The organism is Herbaspirillum rhizosphaerae (assembly GCF_001189965.1).
Lineage (GTDB): Bacteria > Pseudomonadota > Gammaproteobacteria > Burkholderiales > Burkholderiaceae_D > Herbaspirillum > Herbaspirillum rhizosphaerae.
The window spans coordinates 75,779-91,999 of sequence record NZ_LFLU01000017.1; the positions used below are offsets into that span (position 1 = coordinate 75,779).

General features: G+C 61.5%; 14 protein-coding genes. 1 reads left to right on the top strand and 13 read right to left on the bottom strand.

The window, feature by feature from the left end:
- Positions 1–12: 12 nt before the first annotated feature.
- The 13 genes from AKL25_RS19490 to AKL25_RS19550 all read right to left on the bottom strand — a co-directional run bounded on the left by AKL25_RS19490 (position 13) and on the right by AKL25_RS19550 (position 14,500).
- The gene (locus AKL25_RS19490; RefSeq protein WP_157050707.1) at positions 13–303 is read right to left on the bottom strand and encodes a hypothetical protein; all 291 of its coding nucleotides are present in this window, start codon (positions 301–303) and stop codon (positions 13–15) included.
- 119 nt (positions 304–422) lie between these two features.
- Positions 423–1,604 (bottom strand): branched-chain amino acid ABC transporter substrate-binding protein, encoded by a 1,182-nt coding sequence (locus AKL25_RS19495; protein ID WP_240475802.1) that lies wholly within the window; start codon positions 1,602–1,604, stop codon positions 423–425.
- A gap of 190 nt (positions 1,605–1,794) precedes the next feature.
- Positions 1,795–3,462 (bottom strand): energy-dependent translational throttle protein EttA, encoded by a 1,668-nt coding sequence (gene ettA, locus AKL25_RS19500; RefSeq protein ID WP_050479379.1) that lies wholly within the window; start codon positions 3,460–3,462, stop codon positions 1,795–1,797.
- A 69-nt stretch (positions 3,463–3,531) separates the two neighbouring features.
- Entirely contained in the window at positions 3,532–4,416 is an 885-nt protein-coding gene (gene rarD / locus AKL25_RS19505; protein WP_050479380.1) for an EamA family transporter RarD, read from the bottom strand.
- Between the two features lie 132 nt (positions 4,417–4,548).
- Positions 4,549–5,103, bottom strand: a complete 555-nt coding sequence (locus tag AKL25_RS19510) for an ureidoglycolate lyase (RefSeq protein ID WP_050479381.1) — start codon at positions 5,101–5,103, stop codon at positions 4,549–4,551.
- Positions 5,090–6,322 (bottom strand): amidase, encoded by a 1,233-nt coding sequence (locus AKL25_RS19515; protein ID WP_050479382.1) that lies wholly within the window; start codon positions 6,320–6,322, stop codon positions 5,090–5,092. Before AKL25_RS19515 ends, AKL25_RS19510 begins: the two co-directional genes overlap by 14 nt.
- A gap of 58 nt (positions 6,323–6,380) precedes the next feature.
- On the bottom strand, positions 6,381–7,397 hold the full coding sequence (locus AKL25_RS19520; protein WP_050479383.1) for an ABC transporter ATP-binding protein: 1,017 nt from the start codon (positions 7,395–7,397) through the stop codon (positions 6,381–6,383).
- Positions 7,390–8,436, bottom strand: coding sequence for an ABC transporter ATP-binding protein (locus AKL25_RS19525; protein ID WP_050479384.1), 1,047 nt, complete (start codon positions 8,434–8,436; stop codon positions 7,390–7,392). The genes AKL25_RS19520 and AKL25_RS19525 overlap by 8 nt, the downstream gene beginning before the upstream one ends.
- Complete coding sequence (locus tag AKL25_RS19530) at positions 8,433–9,326, bottom strand: ABC transporter permease (RefSeq protein ID WP_050479417.1); 894 nt, start codon at positions 9,324–9,326, stop codon at positions 8,433–8,435. Before AKL25_RS19530 ends, AKL25_RS19525 begins: the two co-directional genes overlap by 4 nt.
- Before the next feature lie 17 nt (positions 9,327–9,343).
- Positions 9,344–10,297, bottom strand: a complete 954-nt coding sequence (locus AKL25_RS19535; protein WP_050479385.1) for an ABC transporter permease — start codon at positions 10,295–10,297, stop codon at positions 9,344–9,346.
- Positions 10,298–10,402: 105 nt separating this feature from the next.
- On the bottom strand, positions 10,403–12,055 hold the full coding sequence (locus tag AKL25_RS19540) for an ABC transporter substrate-binding protein (protein WP_050479386.1): 1,653 nt from the start codon (positions 12,053–12,055) through the stop codon (positions 10,403–10,405).
- A gap of 109 nt (positions 12,056–12,164) precedes the next feature.
- Positions 12,165–12,848, bottom strand: coding sequence for a FadR/GntR family transcriptional regulator (locus AKL25_RS19545; protein WP_050479387.1), 684 nt, complete (start codon positions 12,846–12,848; stop codon positions 12,165–12,167).
- A gap of 425 nt (positions 12,849–13,273) precedes the next feature.
- Positions 13,274–14,500 carry a Bcr/CflA family multidrug efflux MFS transporter gene (locus AKL25_RS19550; protein ID WP_050479388.1) on the bottom strand — a complete coding sequence of 409 codons (1,227 nt, stop codon included), beginning with the start codon at positions 14,498–14,500 and terminating at the stop codon, positions 13,274–13,276.
- Between the two features lie 378 nt (positions 14,501–14,878).
- On the opposite strand from AKL25_RS19550, the gene AKL25_RS19555 reads away from it, so the two are divergent.
- Positions 14,879–16,195 carry an ABC transporter substrate-binding protein gene (locus tag AKL25_RS19555; protein ID WP_083444802.1) on the top strand — a complete coding sequence of 439 codons (1,317 nt, stop codon included), beginning with the start codon at positions 14,879–14,881 and terminating at the stop codon, positions 16,193–16,195.
- Positions 16,196–16,221 lie beyond the last annotated feature (26 nt).

The following is a 16,221-nucleotide window of genomic DNA, read 5'->3' on the forward strand; positions in this document are numbered from 1 at the left end:
TCGGATGCAATCTTATCCGCCTACGCACTTGAACATCACCACGCTCCTGGACGGCCACACGCCGAAGACCCCATCCGACGTTTCGGCGCTGGTCAGTTGCATGCGCTTGCCGCGCTCCTTGCAATAGGCATCCGCTCTGAGCGCAGCACTGGCGGCGGCGCCGTCGTTGCCGTTCAGGCGCGACTGCCCGGTGACCATGTAGGTATCGCGGTCGAGCTGCTGAATGGCGCCGCCGGAAGCGCACGCCGACAGCAATAACAAAAGAGGGAGGGTGAATCCCCGCCCCAGGCGATGCAGCTTCACGTATCCTCCGGCAAGCAGTGCAATGAAAACGCAAGGCTAGCGCACAAATTGCCGCAGCGACCGAATGTAAAGAGCGCCGTTACATTGCCTTTACAAGCAGCCGCCATGCGACGGAAGCATCAACGCAGCGTGTGGCTTTTCAGTGCCATCCATTTTTGATTCTGCGCTTCGTAGATCGTGAACGAGGGATGCTTCAGATTTCCCTTGGCATCGAATGAAATCAGGCCGGTCAGACCCCGGTGCCTGATCTGATGCAGGGTTTCCACGATTCTTCCGGTATTGAGCGAATTGGCCTGGCGCACCGCCGCAATCAGGACTTGAGTCGCATCATACGAAAACGGCGTCAGCCCGTACATGTTGAGACCGAAGCGCTGCGTATAGTCAGCCTCAAATTTCTTCCAGCCCGGCATTTTTGAAAAAGGCAAACCGGGCTCCTGAGCAAACACGCCATTGCCGGCGGTGCCGGCAGAGACGAAGAAAGATTGGCCGACGATGCCCATCATGGACGTCACGAGTCTGGCCTTCACATCCAGACGCAACATGCCTTGTGCGATGACGCTGGATTGCGCCGAATAGCCCGAGAAGAAAATGACGTCGATGTCCTGTTCCTTGATGCGCTTGAGCAAACTATCGAAATTGCCCTCCATCAGCGGGACGGTCTCATAGAAGACGATCGTGGCGCCATTGCTTTTGGCGACACTGGCAAATTGCGCAGCAATGCCGGCGCCGAATATTGAACCATTGGTGATGACCGCGATGCGATTGGCGTGTAAATCATGGACAACGTAATCCGCCAGATAGGGCGCCGCTTCATCGTCGCCGCCCACGGTACGAAATGTCGAACGATATCCGAGCTCCGGATATTTTCGCGATGTTGCGGCAGGCGATATCTGGGCAATGCCGGCTGCCGCATACACTTTTGCCGCTGCAATGGTGGTGGTGCTGTTGGAACTGCCGATCACGCCAACCACTCCTGCTTGCACCAGGAGTTTGGCGACTTGCTGCGCGCGTTCCGGATCGCCGCGATCATCCATCCGCACAAGCCGGAACACGACGCGTTTGCCGTCGATCTTGAATGCAGTGCGATTGGCTTCTTCAATGGCCAGTTCCGCACCGTTTGCCGTGCTTTTTCCATACATTTCGGAGATGCCGCTGAGCGGTCCGGTGAACCCGATCAGCACCGTCTGAAAATCGCCTCCGCAGACACGCGTGGAGACGGAAAACAATACAACCAATATCCCTGCCCTGTATAAGCGGCTCAAAAGGAGCATCTCACCTCCGTATGTTTTTTTCGTAATCAAAATGACATCTCTTATACCTCACGAGACCTTCGATCACGATCAAAAAAATACGAAATCCGGGCACCATTACAAACTGTCACAGGACCGATTCCTGAAAGCAACAACGCCCCGAAATCGGGGCGTTGTGAATAGCTTGTTGCAGCTTGCCTCAGCGTGCCGTTCGTCATGCCGCGCATGACGAACGCAGCGATCAGCGCGTGACGGGCTTGTAGCGGATACGCTTCGGCTTGGCGCCTTCTTCGCCGAGACGCTTCTTCTTGTCGGCTTCATATTCCTGATAGTTGCCGTCGAAGAAGGAAACCTGCGAATCGCCTTCGAAGGAAATGATGTGCGTGGCGATACGGTCCAGGAACCAGCGATCATGGCTGATCACCAGCACAGTGCCGGCGAATTCCAGCAACGCATCTTCCAGCGCGCGCAGGGTTTCCACGTCGAGATCGTTGGACGGTTCATCCAGCAGCAGGACGTTGCCGCCTTGCAGCAGCGTCTTGGCCAGATGCAGACGACCGCGCTCGCCGCCGGACAGGTTGCCGACGATCTTTTGCTGATCGCCGCCTTTGAAGTTGAAGCGACCAAGATACGCACGCGACGGCATTTCGAAACGGCCCACCGTCAGGATGTCGGCGCCGCCGGCGACGTCTTCGAAGACGGTCTTCTTGTTTTCCAGATCTTCGCGCGACTGATCGACCAGCGAAATCTTCACCGTAGGTCCCAGCACCAGATCGCCGCTGTCCGGCTGTTCGCGGCCCGCCAGCATGCGGAACAAGGTCGACTTGCCGGCGCCGTTGGGGCCGATGATGCCGACGATGGCGCCCGCAGGGATCTTGAAGTTGAGGTTGTCGATCAGCAGACGATCGCCGTAACCCTTGCTGACGCCCTTGAATTCGATGACTTCGTTGCCCAGACGCTCAGCCACCGGAATGAAGATTTCCGAAGTCTCGTTGCGCTTCTGGTATTCGTGCTCGCTCAACTCGTTGAAACGCGACAGACGCGCCTTGCTCTTGGCCTGGCGGCCCTTGGGATTCTGGCGCACCCATTCGAGTTCCTTGGCGATGGTCTTCTGGCGTGCCGATTCGGTCGCTTCTTCCTGCTTCAGGCGCGCTTCCTTCTGCTCCAGCCAGGACGAGTAATTGCCCTTCCATGGGATGCCGTGGCCGCGATCCAGTTCCAGGATCCATTCGGCGGCGTTGTCGAGGAAGTAGCGATCATGGGTGATGGCGACGACGGTGCCCGGGAAGCGCAGCAGGAACTGTTCCAGCCAGTCCACCGATTCGGCGTCCAGATGGTTGGTCGGTTCGTCGAGCAGCAGCATGTCAGGCTTGGAAAGCAGCAGCTTGCACAGCGCCACGCGGCGCTTTTCACCGCCCGACAGCACACCGATCTTGGCATCCCACGGCGGCAGGCGCAGCGCGTCGGCGGCCATTTCCAGTTGCTGGTTGAGGCTGTTGCCGTCGGAGGCGGAGATGATCGCTTCCAGGCGCGCCTGCTCGGTGGCGAGCGCATCGAAATCGGCATCTTCTTCCGCGTACGCCGCGTACACGGCATCGAGCTTGGCTTGCGCTTCAAACACTTCGCCGAGTGCGCTTTCGACTTCCTGGCGCACGTTCTTTTCCGGATCGAGCTGCGGTTCCTGCGGCAGGTAGCCGATGTTCAGGTTCGGCGCCGGCGTTGCTTCGCCTTCGATTTCCTTGTCGATGCCGGCCATGATTTTCAGCAGTGTCGATTTGCCGGAGCCGTTCAGGCCGAGCACGCCGATCTTGGCGCCGGGGAAGAAGGACAGCGAGATGTCTTTCAGGATCTGACGCTTCGGCGGCACGATCTTGCCGACGCGGTTCATAGTGAATACGTATTGAGCCATGTTTGGATGCCAGTAATGAGGGTAAGAGAATTGGGACGACTGGGCGGACGCTTGCCGGGCTAGCCTCAGCTAGATGCTGGCCGGACGGGTCTTCGCAGACCACAAGCGCCACAGTCCTTCCAGAGAGTATACAGCCAGCGCGCTCCAAATCACCATGAATCCGGTCAGACGCGGCCCGTCGAAGGGTTCGTCATAGATGAAAACCCCGGTCAGCAGCTGCATCGTGGGCGAAATATATTGCAGCAAACCCAGCAGCGACAAGGGAATCCGGCGAGCCGCGCGGGCGAACATCAGCAAGGGAATCGCCGTCACCGGGCCCGATAGCGCCAGCAGGATCTGCGACGGCAGCGAGGCCTGCAGGAAGCCTCCGCTACCCTTGCCGTGCAGCGCCGATACCGCGAGCACCACCAGCACCAGCGGCGAGAGCAGGATGGTTTCCAGCGCCAGGCCTTCCAGCGCGCCGAGATGCGCGATCTTGCGCAGCAGGCCGTAGATGCCGAAGGTGGCGGCGATGGTCAGCCCGATCCACGGCAAGGCGCCGTTCATCCACGTCAGCCACAGCACCGCGCCCAGCGCCATGAACACCGCCAGCCATTGCAAGGGACGCAATTTTTCCTTGAGGATGACATAGCCCAGCAGCACGCTGATCAGCGGACTCATGAAATAGCCGAGGCTGGCGTCGACGATGCGGTCGCTGTTGACCGCCCACACATACAACACCCAGTTGCCCGACAACAGCAAGGCGCTGATCAGGAATCCCAGCAGCACACGCGGCTTGCGTACGACTTCGCCGAGCCAGGCCCACTGGCGCTTCCAGCTCAGCACGACGATGAGAAACAGCAGCGACCAGAAAATGCGCTGGAGCACGATGTCGAAGGAGCCGACATCCTGCAGCAATTTGAAATAAAGCGGGAACAGCCCCCACAGGAGAAAACAGCTTATCGCGTAAAACATGGCGACCTGAAAGTAGGAAAAGTGGAATGACAAAAATGAAAGCGCCGCGAAAACTCTGGAAAGTTTCGCGGCAGCAACGACATTATCTCAGGATTCCTCTTTTCCGGCTGGCAGGGCCGGGAGCGCATCGGATCAAAGCGTGACGATGAAGCTCCCCCGGATACGTTGAATCTCACAATCCACCTGCGCCGCGCGGCGCTCGATCACGAACACATCCGCGCCGCCGATAGTGATCATCGGATGGTGCCAGACGCCGCGCCTGAGCGTGACACCCTGGCCGGGTTCGACAATGAAAGCCTGGATGGCGTCTTCATCCGGCGCATCGGCGCCTTGCGTCACCACCACCAGCACACGCCCCTGCCCCATCGGCACGAAACTCTGGCTGCCCAGCAGATGGCGCTCGAACATGGTCAAGGCGTAGGGCGCGACGTGGGTGCCGTCGCGGGTGCGAAAGATCGCCACGCAAGCCTCGCCGCCCTGCTCGCTCACGTCGAGCTGCGTCAGGTCGTCGAAACGCTGTGCGGTGCCTTCATTGATCGGCGTGCTGCTGGCCGACACATCGGACTGCATCTTTTCTGGAGCAATGACATCGCCGAATGGCGCGAACGCCGCCGGCGTCAGCGCCTGCGCGACGATGACTTTGCTTGCGGCTGTTGTCGCCGATGCCGGCGAGTCAGGCGAGTTCATCGATGAGCTTTCTCGACAAACGGATCAAGGCCTGATCGCTGCCCTGCGGGCCGATGATGGAGAAGCCGAACGGCGCGCCGTCGAGCGTCATCAGCGGCAGCGAAATCTGCGGGCAACCCGACAGGCCGGCCAGGCACAGCATGCGCACGGCCTGGTTGCGGTAGTTTTCCAGCACTTGCTCCGACTCGCTCAGCAGCGGCGCAATGTCGGGCATGGTCGGCAAGACGATCACCCGATCGCTGCCGAGCAGGCGCAGGAAATCTTCGCGGAAGCGGTCGCGCACGCTGCTGTGCTCTTCCATCTGCTGCGGCGTGATCTGACTCGACCAGGCGAAACGTTCGGCCACGCCGGGGCCGAGTTGCAGGTCGTGGCGGACGATGGTTTCGCCGTGGCTTTGCCAGGCTTCGTAACCCTGGATATAACGAAACGACCAGTACAAGGCGTCGAACGAAGGCGTCGCGGTCTTGACCGGCAGGGGCGTGCCGATGATGCCGGCCAGGCATTCCAGCGTCTGCATGAAGACCGCCTGCACGCGCGGCTCCAGCAAGGCCAGTACGTCGGCCGCCACCAGCACCTGCGGCATAGCCGGCGCACCGTCGGGCAGCAGGCAGCTGTCTTCGCGCAGCAGCACTTCGCCCACGCGCGAGAAGCTGTCGATGTCGCGCGCGAACCAGCCGCAGGTATCGAAGGACGGCGCCAGATCCATGCAGCCCTTGAGGCTCACGCGCGCATGCGTCGGGCGCAGGCCGATCAGCCCGCAGTGGCTGGCGGGAGCACGTACGGAACCGCCGGTATCGGTGCCGAGTGCAACATCCGCCAGCCCGTTGGACACCGCGGAGGCCGACCCCGAGCTGGAGCCGCCTGGAATCCGGTCAGGCGCGCCGCCGTTGCGCGGCGTGCCGAAATGGGCATTCTTGCCGTTCATCGAAAACGCCAGTTCGTCGGTATAAGTCTTGCCGACGAATTTGGCGCCCGCCTGCGCCAGCGCCACCACCGACGGCGCCGATGCCGTCTTCACACCGGACATCGCCAGCATGTGCGGATTGCCGCAGCCGGTCGGAAAACCGGCAACGTCGAAGATGTCTTTCACCGCCAGACGGATGCCTGACAACGGACCCGACGAGATCGCCGTTGCGGCAGACGCAGGATAGGGAACGAAACAGCGAGCTGCAGAGACAGAGGCGGAGACTGACTGAGTTGCGGATGCGTCGGCGGACATGGACGATTCTTTCAGACGTAAAAAAGATGATGGATAGAGTTGAGCATTCCCGACAGGTTCAATCTGCCGGCACACTGGCCACACTGGTCGCTGCATTCGCGTCGGCAATCTGGTGCACGCGCAGACAGCTCACGACATGGCCGGGAGAGAGCGTCTCTTCGCGCGGCTGCACGCTGCGGCATTCGGCGACGGCGTATTTGCAGCGTTCGGCAAAGGCGCAGCCGGCCGGCAGGTTGCTCAGGTCCGGCGGTGCGCCGCCGATCGTTTCCAGGCGCTGGCCTTTTTGCATGGCGCCATGGCTGCGGCTCTTGAGCAGCGACAAGGTATAGGGATGGCGCGGCCGCGTCAGCAACTCCGCCGCCGGGCCTTGCTCGATGATCTTGCCGGCGTACATGACGGCGATGCGATCGGCCACTTCGGCGGCGGCGCCGATGTCATGCGTGACGAAGACGATGGACAGGCCGAGTTCCTTTTGCAGATCGCGCAGCAACAGCAGGATCTGGATCTGCACGGTGGCGTCGAGCGCGGTGGTCGGTTCGTCCGCCAGCAACACCTTGGGCGAGCAGGACAAGGCCAGCGCAATCATCGCGCGCTGGCGCATGCCGCCGGACATTTCGTGCGGATAGGCGTCGAGACGGCGTTCCGGGCTCGGGATGCGGACTTTTTCGAACAGGCTCAGCGCCTGCTTGTGCGCTTCGGCTTTCGATACTTTCTTGTGGCGGCGGATCGCTTCGACGATTTGTGCGCCGACGGTGTAGACCGGATCGAGCGCCAGCAAAGGCTCCTGGAAGATCATCGCCACCGTGTCGCCGCGCAAGGCCGCCAGTTCGCGCTGCGACATCTTCAGCACGTCCTTGCCGTCGACCTCCAGCCCGCCGCTGATGCGGGTCGAGCGTTCCGAATGCAGGCGCATGATGGAGCGCAACGTCACGCTCTTGCCCGAGCCGGACTCTCCGATCAGGGCCACCACTTCACCCTGGCCGACGGTGAGGTTGACGCCGTTGACGGCGCGGATCAGTTTCTTCGGCGCGAAGAACTGCACCTGCAGATCGCGCAGGGAAATCATGTCATGCATAGCTCACCTCGCCGGTAGCGGAAAACAAGGATGCGGTATCGGCTTCATAGCGCAGGCAGGAGACGCCATGCCCCGTATCATCGCTGGCGAATACCGGTGCACGTTGACTGCATACCGGCTGGGCATAGGCGCAGCGCGTGTGAAAGCGGCAACCGCTCGGCGGATTGATGGGGTTCGGCGGATCGCCTGCCAGCGGCGCTTCCAGCGTGCGCTGCAGCGGATCCATGCTGGGCATCGATTTGAGCAGCGCGCGCGTGTAGGGATGCTTGGGCTGGTCGAACACCTGGTCGGACGAGCCGATTTCCACCACTTGCCCGAGATACATCACCAGCACGCGGTCGGAGATGAAGCGCACGACGTTGAGGTCGTGGCTGATGAACAGGTAGGTCAAGCCAAACTCTTGCTTGAGGTCGAGCAGCAGATTGAGCACCTGCGCTTCCACCGATTTGTCGAGCGCCGACACCGCTTCGTCGAGGATCACCAGGCGCGGCTCCAGCGCCAGGGCGCGCGCGATGTTGACGCGCTGGCGTTGGCCGCCGGACAGCTCGTGTGGATAGCGCCCGGCGAAACGCTCCGGCTGCAAGCCGACGCGCGCCAGCAGATCGCGTGCGCGCGTGATCGCTTCACGCGACGGCAGGCCGTGCACGGTCGGCGCGAAGGCGATCGAGTCTTCGATGGTCATGCGCGGATTGAGCGAGGAATAGCTGTCCTGAAACACCATCTGCGTCTGGCGGCGGAACTGGCGCAGCGGCAAGGCGCGCGAACCGACGGTTTCACCGTCGAACACCAGCTCGCCGCTATCCTGGCTGATCAGCTGCATCAGCACGCGTGCGGTGGTCGACTTGCCGCAGCCGGACTCGCCGACCACGCCCAGCGTCTCGCCCTTGAGGATGTCGAAGTTGACGCCATCCACCGCGCGGACGGCGGTACGCGGCGAGGCGAAGGGCAAGCCCTTGCCCTTCAGCGGAAAATGCTTGAGCAGATTGCGCACCTGCAGCAGGGGCTGGCGCGGTCCGCCGATATCGCGTTCGTCTGTCATTGCTTGACCTCCATCGCCGAACGCAAACCGTCGGACAACATGTTGAACGAAATCGATGTGATGAAAATGAAGGCGCCAGGCAAGGCCGCCACCCAGGGTTGCGTGTAGATCGCCGTACGCAGGGTGTTGAGCATCAGGCCCCATTCCGGCTCCGGCGGCTTGACGCCGAGGCCGAGGAAGGACAAGCCCGAGGCCAGGATCATCGAGACCGAAATCAGGCTGGTCGAATACACGAAGATCGGTCCGAGCACGTTGCCCAGCACATGAGCGCGCACGATGGTGAACGCACTCGCGCCCGAGGCCCGCGCCGCGTCGACGTAATCGCTGCGGCGCACCTGCGTGGTGACACTCTCGGCGATGCGTGCAATCTGCGGGATGAAGACGATGGTCAGCGAGGTCAGCGCGTTGACGATGCCGGCGCCGAGCGCGCCCGACAAGGCGATCGCCAGCAACACCGACGGGAAGGCGTACAGCACGTCGATGGTGCGCATGATCGCGGTGTTGATGAAACCGCCCGCATAGCCGGCCAGGATGCCGATGCCGCTGCCGATCACGAAGGCCATCAGCACCGGTGTGATGCCCATGAACAGCGACAGGCGGCCGCCCAGCATCAGGCGCGACAGCAGGTCGCGGCCCAGCTCGTCGGTGCCGAACAGATGATCGGGCGTGCCGATCGGTTTCAGGCGCGTGAACATCGAGGTGGCGAAGGGATCGGCCGGCATGATCCAAGGCGCGAACACGGCGATGGCGATCAGCACCAACAGGATCGCGGCGGCGATCATCGCCAGCGGATTGCGCACGATGCGCGCGGCGACATTGGCCCAGTGGCCGCGCGAACGTTTGTAGGGCGCAGCGACGATGGGAGCAGAAACGGCAGCAGTCGCCGACATGGGTTGCATGCTCATGATCAGGCCCTTTCTATGCGAGGATCGAACACGGTCTGCAGGATGTCGACCAGCAGGTTCAGCGACACGAAAAACAAGGCCAGCACCAGGATCGTGCCTTGCAGCAGCGGCAGGTCGCGCTGGAAGATCGCCTGGTTCAGCAGGAAGCCGGTGCCGGGCCAGGAGAACACGGTCTCGATCAGGATCGAACCGCCCAGCAGATAGCCGAGCTGCAAACCCATGACGGCCATCGACGTCGGCGCGCAGTTCTTGACCACGTGGCGGAACACGCCGAACTCGCCGAGGCCGCGCGCCCTCAGGCCGATGACGAATTCCTGCGACAGGATGTCGGCCACCAGCGCGCGCACGGTGCGCGCGATGATGCCCATGGGGATGAAGGACATCGTCACCGCCGGCATGATCAGGTATTTGACGTGTTCGAAATCCCACACCCAGGCGGCCGAACCGTCAGGTCCGGCGCCGGTGGCGGGCAGCCACATCAGTTGCGAGGAGAAGATGATGACCAGCACCATGCCGAGCCAGTAGTGCGGCACGCTGACGCCGATCACGGAGATGAAGGAGGCGATCTTGTCGACCCAGGAGTTGCGGAAATAACCGGCGACAAAGCCGAACAGCGAGCCGAAGAAAAAGCCGATCAGCGTCGCCAGCGCGGCCAGCATGAAGGTGTTGCCGACGGCCTTGAAGACTTCTTGCGCGACCGGTCGTCCGGTGGCGATGGAACTGCCGAGGTCGCCGTGCACGGCACGCCAGACCCAGCTGAAAAATTGTTCGGGATAGCTGCGATTGAAACCGTAGAGTTCCATCAGTTGCTTCTGCAGATCGACGGACGCATCCGGCGGCAGAATCGACACCAGCGGATCGCCCGGCGCGATATGGACCAGCATGAAGCACAGGAACGCCACACCCAGCATGATGGGCAAGGCATACAGCACGCGGCGGATCAGATAGGAAATCATGGGGTGTCTTCAGTAAGTATTGAGCTGCTTCTCTTGCTTGCGTCCGGCACTGCCCTCGCAGCACCGGACGCAATGTTCACAACATCAACTCAGGTCTGACTCAACTCAATCCATCGACATTGTGGCGATGTCGATGAACCAGCTTTGCGGCTGTACCACGCCCTTGACCTTGGCCGAGATGGCGCGCGGACCGGTGTCGTGCGCCACCCAGACGAACGGCGCTTCATCGACGATCTTGGCGTGCAGCTGGGCCAGCAAGGCGTCGCGCGGTTTGGCGTCAAACGTGGTGCGCGCCTTGGCGATGATGGCGTCGACTTCCGGGTTGCTGTAGAAGCCCCAGTTGTTGGACACCGGCGGCGCAGCCTTGGAGCTGACGAAACGCACCATCGCGAAGAACGGATCCATCGAGGCGAAGCTGATGTTCACCGCATCCGAGCCGTGCGCGCTCGGATCCTTGGCGCCGATGCGCCAGTTGGTGTACAGCGTGTTCCACTCGATCACGTCGAACTGCACGTCGAAGAAGCAGGCCTTCAGGTTTTGCTGCATGAATTCGTTCATCGGCAGCGGCTGCATCTGGCCGGAACCGGAGGCCGAAATCTGCACCTTGACCTTGAGCGGCTTGGCGGCCGAATAGCCGGCTTCGGTCATCAGCTTGCGCGCGCCGTCCGGGTCGTACTTGATATGGAAGCTCGGGTTGCCGCGCCATGGATGGCCCGGCTCGACGGTGCCGGTGGCTTCGCCCATCAGGCCGCCCAGCAATTGCTTCATCGCCGGACGATTCACGCACAGGTTGGCGGCGTAGCGCACGCGCTTGTCCAGCCACGGCGAGCCGGGCACAAAGGACAACTGCCATGGCCACACGTGCGGCTGCGGATTGGAGTAGATCTTGAAGCCGCGCGCCTTTATGGTGTCGAGCGCATCAGGCGCCGGTGCTTCGATCCAGTCGACCTGGCCGGACAACAGCGCGGCGGTGCGCGAGTTGGCTTCCGGCAGCGGCAGCATCACCACCTTGTCGATTTGCGGACGGCGCTTGGCGTCCCAGTATTCCGGGTTCTTCGCCAGTTCCAGACGTTCGCGCGGTACGAACTTGATCATCTTGAACGGGCCGGTGCCGGAGGCATCGGCAGCGAACGCGGCCCAGGCCTGCTTGGCGCGCTCGGCCTTGTCGCTCACGGAGCCCGGCACCGCGGCCAGCTTCTTGGCCCATTGCAGCGGCGAAGCCATGAACAGGTTGGTCAGGTTGATCGGCAGGAAGGAATCCGGCTCGGAAGTGGTCAGCTCGACAGTAAGGTCGTCGATCTTCTTGGCCGAACGCAGCGTCGGCATGCGCGAGGCGGTCACGCCGACCTGGCTTGGATCGAAGTTGGGCGCATCCTTGTCGAGCACCTTGTTGACGTTCCACACCACGGCGTCGGCGTTGAAGGCGGAGCCGTCATGGAACTTGACGCCCGGGCGCAGCTTGAAGATCCACTTGGTCTTGTCCTTGGCGTCGACCGCCCACGACACCGCCAGATCGGGAATCACTTCGCTCGGCTTGTCGGCCTTGGACAGATCCCATTGCGTCAGGCTGTCGTACATCGGGATACCGGTGAAGCGGTTGCCTTCAAACCCCTGGTCAGGCTGGCCCAGCGTGCGCGGGATATCGCCTGCGGTCATGGCGATACGCAAGACTTTTTCTGCGTGTGCGCCGGCGCTCATGAGCAGGCCGAAAGCCAGTGTACAGGCCAGGGTAAGTGCGCTTGGTTTGGTCAGTTTCATGTTGATGCTTCCTTTACGAGAACGACGTGATGGAGGACTTGGTTTTTTACTGTGGTCAAAAGCTGAATCAGGCTTAAATCAAGGTTGAATCAGAGGTGAAGCAAAACGGTCATGGCTGTAAAAAGGAAATGCCGGCGCGCGCGGCGGTGTGCAGCAAGTGCACCTGCATCGCCGCACGGGCGCCGTCGGCGTCGCCGGCGGAGATCGCCGCAGCGATGGCGCGATGTTCTTCGGCTGGCTCCCAGATGCGCGAATGGTCGGCGAACGGCAGGCGCAGGCTGTGGCTGATGCGGGTTTCGAAATCGCGGGAAATCTGCAGCAGGCCGGGGTTGCCGGACAACTCGGCGATCAGTTGATGGAAGGCCAGGTCGGCCTGCGATGCGCTGACCAGGTCCACGGTCTTGAGCGCATCTTCAAAACGCGCCTGCACGCTCCACAGGCGCGGCGTGGTGTGCGTGTTGGTGACGCGCGCGGCCAGTGCGGCGGCGTCGGGTTCAATGACGTAGCGCAGTTGAAAGGTGGATTGCAACTCCGCCGACGATGGCGCGGCCGAGCTCGCTTTTTCCTTGGCGGCGGGATGGCTGCGGCCGGAGGTGACCAGCGTGCCCTTGCCCGGCATGGAGCGGATGAAGCCCAGCGCTTCGAGCATCGACAAGGCTTCGCGCAAGGAAGCGCGGCTGATGCCCAGCGACTCGGCGAGATCGCGCTGGCCGGGCAGCATCTGGCCGGTCTTGTAGGTCCCGGACAGGATCTGGCGTTGCAAGGTCTGCGCGGCGATATTGGGCATGCTCATCGATTTTCCCTTTTTTGGTCTGACTGGTCAGACCGCAAGAATCGATATAGCAAGTGATGTGCCACCTACCTCGAAAAATGTCGATTACATAGACGAGACGAGGCTTGCCGCGTTGAAGATCACAGGCTCGCAGCGTGCGGATGAGCGGTGAAAAAACGCTCCGAAAGAAACCGCCGCACGAATTTCATGCAGGCGCGTGTGCGAAAGCGTGCACGGAAAATGGAGATGAAAAATGAGGAGAGGCGATGCGCAAGTGGGTGCAGATTTTTCCGCCCAGTGCGCGATCACTACATACCGTCGTCCTGACGAAAGTCAGGACCCAGCGTCGTATCGACGGTCATCGCGACACTGGGTCCCGGCGTTCGCCGGGACGACCAGAAAGAAGAAGAGATTTGCGAGGGAGTTGTTAAGCAGCGCCGGTGTCATCAGGCCTGAGGCGCCACCGCCGGCATGGTGTGACGCGCGACGTAGCGATACAGCAGCAGCGCGGCGACGCCGCACACCGCCATCACGGTCACCAGCGGCAGCGCCGTGCCGTCGTGCCACAAGCCCATCACGACGCCGGACAGCATGCCGATGCCGAATTGCAGCGTGCCCATCAGCGCCGCCGCGGTGCCGGCCTGTTTGCCTTGCTGCGCCAGCGCGATGGCCGAGGCGTTGGGGCCGACGAAACCGTGGCAGGACAGGAAGCCGAAGAAACCGATCAGCAGCAGCGGCAAGCTCTCGTAGCCGCAGACGACCAATACCGCCACCGTGGTGGTCAGGATGGCCGGAATCCAGATGATCTTGCCCAGTACGCGGTCGGCGCTGCGCTTGATCACCAGACGCGCATTGATCTGCGAACAGGCGATCAGGCCGATGGCGTTGGCGCCGAAGACGAAGCCGAAGTTCTGCGGCTTGATGCCGTGCAGTTCAATGATCACAAACGGACCGCCGGAAATATACGCAAACAGACCGGCCTGGATCAAACCGCCACACAGGACGTAGGCCATGAACTGGCGATGCCGCAACAGGTCGAGATACTGGCGCAGCACGCGCCCAAGGTGCAGCGGCACCACATGGGCAGCGTCGCGGGTTTCTTCCATCACGCGGTGGGTGCAGATCAGGCAGATGGCGCCGAACACGGTCAGCGTGGCGAAGATGGCGCGCCAGGTCGAGAAGGTGAGCAACAAGCCGCCGATGAAGGGCGCGAGGATGGGCGCCAGGCCGAACACCAGCATCAGCATCGAGAAAGCGCGGGCGGCGCCTTCCGCGCCCATCTTGTCGCGCACCACCGCGCGCGGGATCACCATGCCGGAGCTGCCGCCCAGGCCCTGGAAGAAACGCAGCACCAGCAGCGTTTCGATATTCGGCGCCAGGGTGCAGCCGATCGACGACAGGACATATAAACAGATGCCGAAATACAGCGGCGGCTTGCGGCCGAAACGATCGCTGATCGGACCATAAAACATTTGCCCCAGCGCCAGCCCGACCAGGAAGGTCGACAGCGTCAGCTGAATCGTGTTGCTGCCCACGCCGAGATCCTTGGCGATGAAGGAAAAACTGGGCAGGTACATGTCGATCGACAAGGCGCCCATCGCCGTCAGCGCGGCCATCAAGATCAGCCAGCCGGGAAGGCGTTTGCCCTGAAAAGGCGAAGAGTCTGTATGCATGAAAAAATGACAAATACCGCCTGATGCAAAAGACGGTCGAACCAGAAGAGAGGGAATGATTTGCGCAAATTGATCGCCGCAGAACGGCATGTGACGCCGGCCATTATACCGTCTGGGAGACAAAGCTTCCGGCGGGCGTTGCGGGCGGATAAGCGGCGGACCAGCGGCAGACAAAGCAGCGCACGCCGGATACCGGCCAAGGATGGCGCGGCGACAACGAAGACGTAAATTTTTCCGCAGAACCCTCAACATTCACCTGCAAAATACCTAAAAGATGGCACACTGAATGTTGAATAAAAAAAGCTGGACGAACACTTCTCCGTACTACGCGGAATGTTTTATAAGTAGCCAGATTGGGGAAGGTTTCAGGAAAGATTCATGGGTCACGCAGCAAGAAAAAGAGCCTCGGGTGTTTTCACCACGTTTGCCGCCATTGCCGTTCTCTGTAGTTGCAGTCTGTTGTCGGCCTGCGATCAGTCTGCCGGCAGCGCTTCTTCCGTACCTGCGACGCACACGCGTCTCACCGCGCTGATCTGGGCGCCGGACTGGCCGGAGGAAATGCACAAGATCGCCGATGCCTTCCATCGCGAGAATCCCGACATCACCGTCGACGTGCAGTTCATGATCGGCAACTCGGTCGAAGAAAACCTCAAACCCAAAGTCGCCACCAACAACCTGCCCGACCTGGTCTCGGTCAATCCGAACGCCTATGCCGCCGAACTGGCGACGCAAGGCATTCTGGCCGACGTCGGCGGCAGCGCCGCCTGGGACAATATGCTGGATTCGCTCAAGCCCGACTGGACCACGCTGTACGGCAAGCGTTTCGGCATTTCGGGCGGGGTCGCAGCGACGCTGATCTATTACAACAAGGACATGTTCCGCAAAGCCGGCATCACGGCCTTGCCGGGCAACTTCGACGAATTTCTCGCTACCTGCGCTGCACTGCGCAAGGCCGGCTTCACGCCCATCGTCTGGAGCGGCGCGTTTCCCAACATGCTGGCCAACGGTCCGTTCAGTTCCGGCTTCGCCAACAATGTGGTCGCACATCATCCGAAAGACTGGAAGGCCCGCATCGCCGACGGCAGTCTCGACCTGAACAACGACGCCGCCGTCGACATCTTCGCCAAGATCAAGTTGATCGCCGACAAGGGCTATGTCCAGCGCGGCTACATGAGCACCGGCTACGACGAAGGCAACCGCCTGTTCGCCGAGGGCAAGGCGGCCATGGCGTTCCAGGGCACATGGTCGTCGGGACAGTTGATGCACGGCAATCATTTTGAAACCGGGACGTTTGTGCCGCCCTGGAACGCGCCGGGAAAAACCGTGGTCCCGGTGGTCGGCAGCGAGACCGGTTTCGCCGTTGCCGAAACACGCAACAAGAAGGCGGCGATGAAATTCCTCGAATTCATCTACGACAAGGGTTATCCCATCCTGCAGAACAAGCGGCAAAACGTCTCTCCGCTGAAATACGTCGGCGGCAAGACCGTCACTGACCAGAAAATCGTCGACTATGTAGAACACGTCGCTCAGGCGCCGCTAACGGCCGGACCGTATTATTCGTATCTGCCGACCAACACCATCGACATGCTGCACCCCTTGCTGCAAGATGTGCTGTTCGGTAAAAAAACCCCGCGCCAGGCGGCCCAGGCGCTCGAGAAATCGATCCGGCATGAAGCCAGAACGGAGAACAAGTAAGCCATGCGCTGCTTCCCTGCGACCAC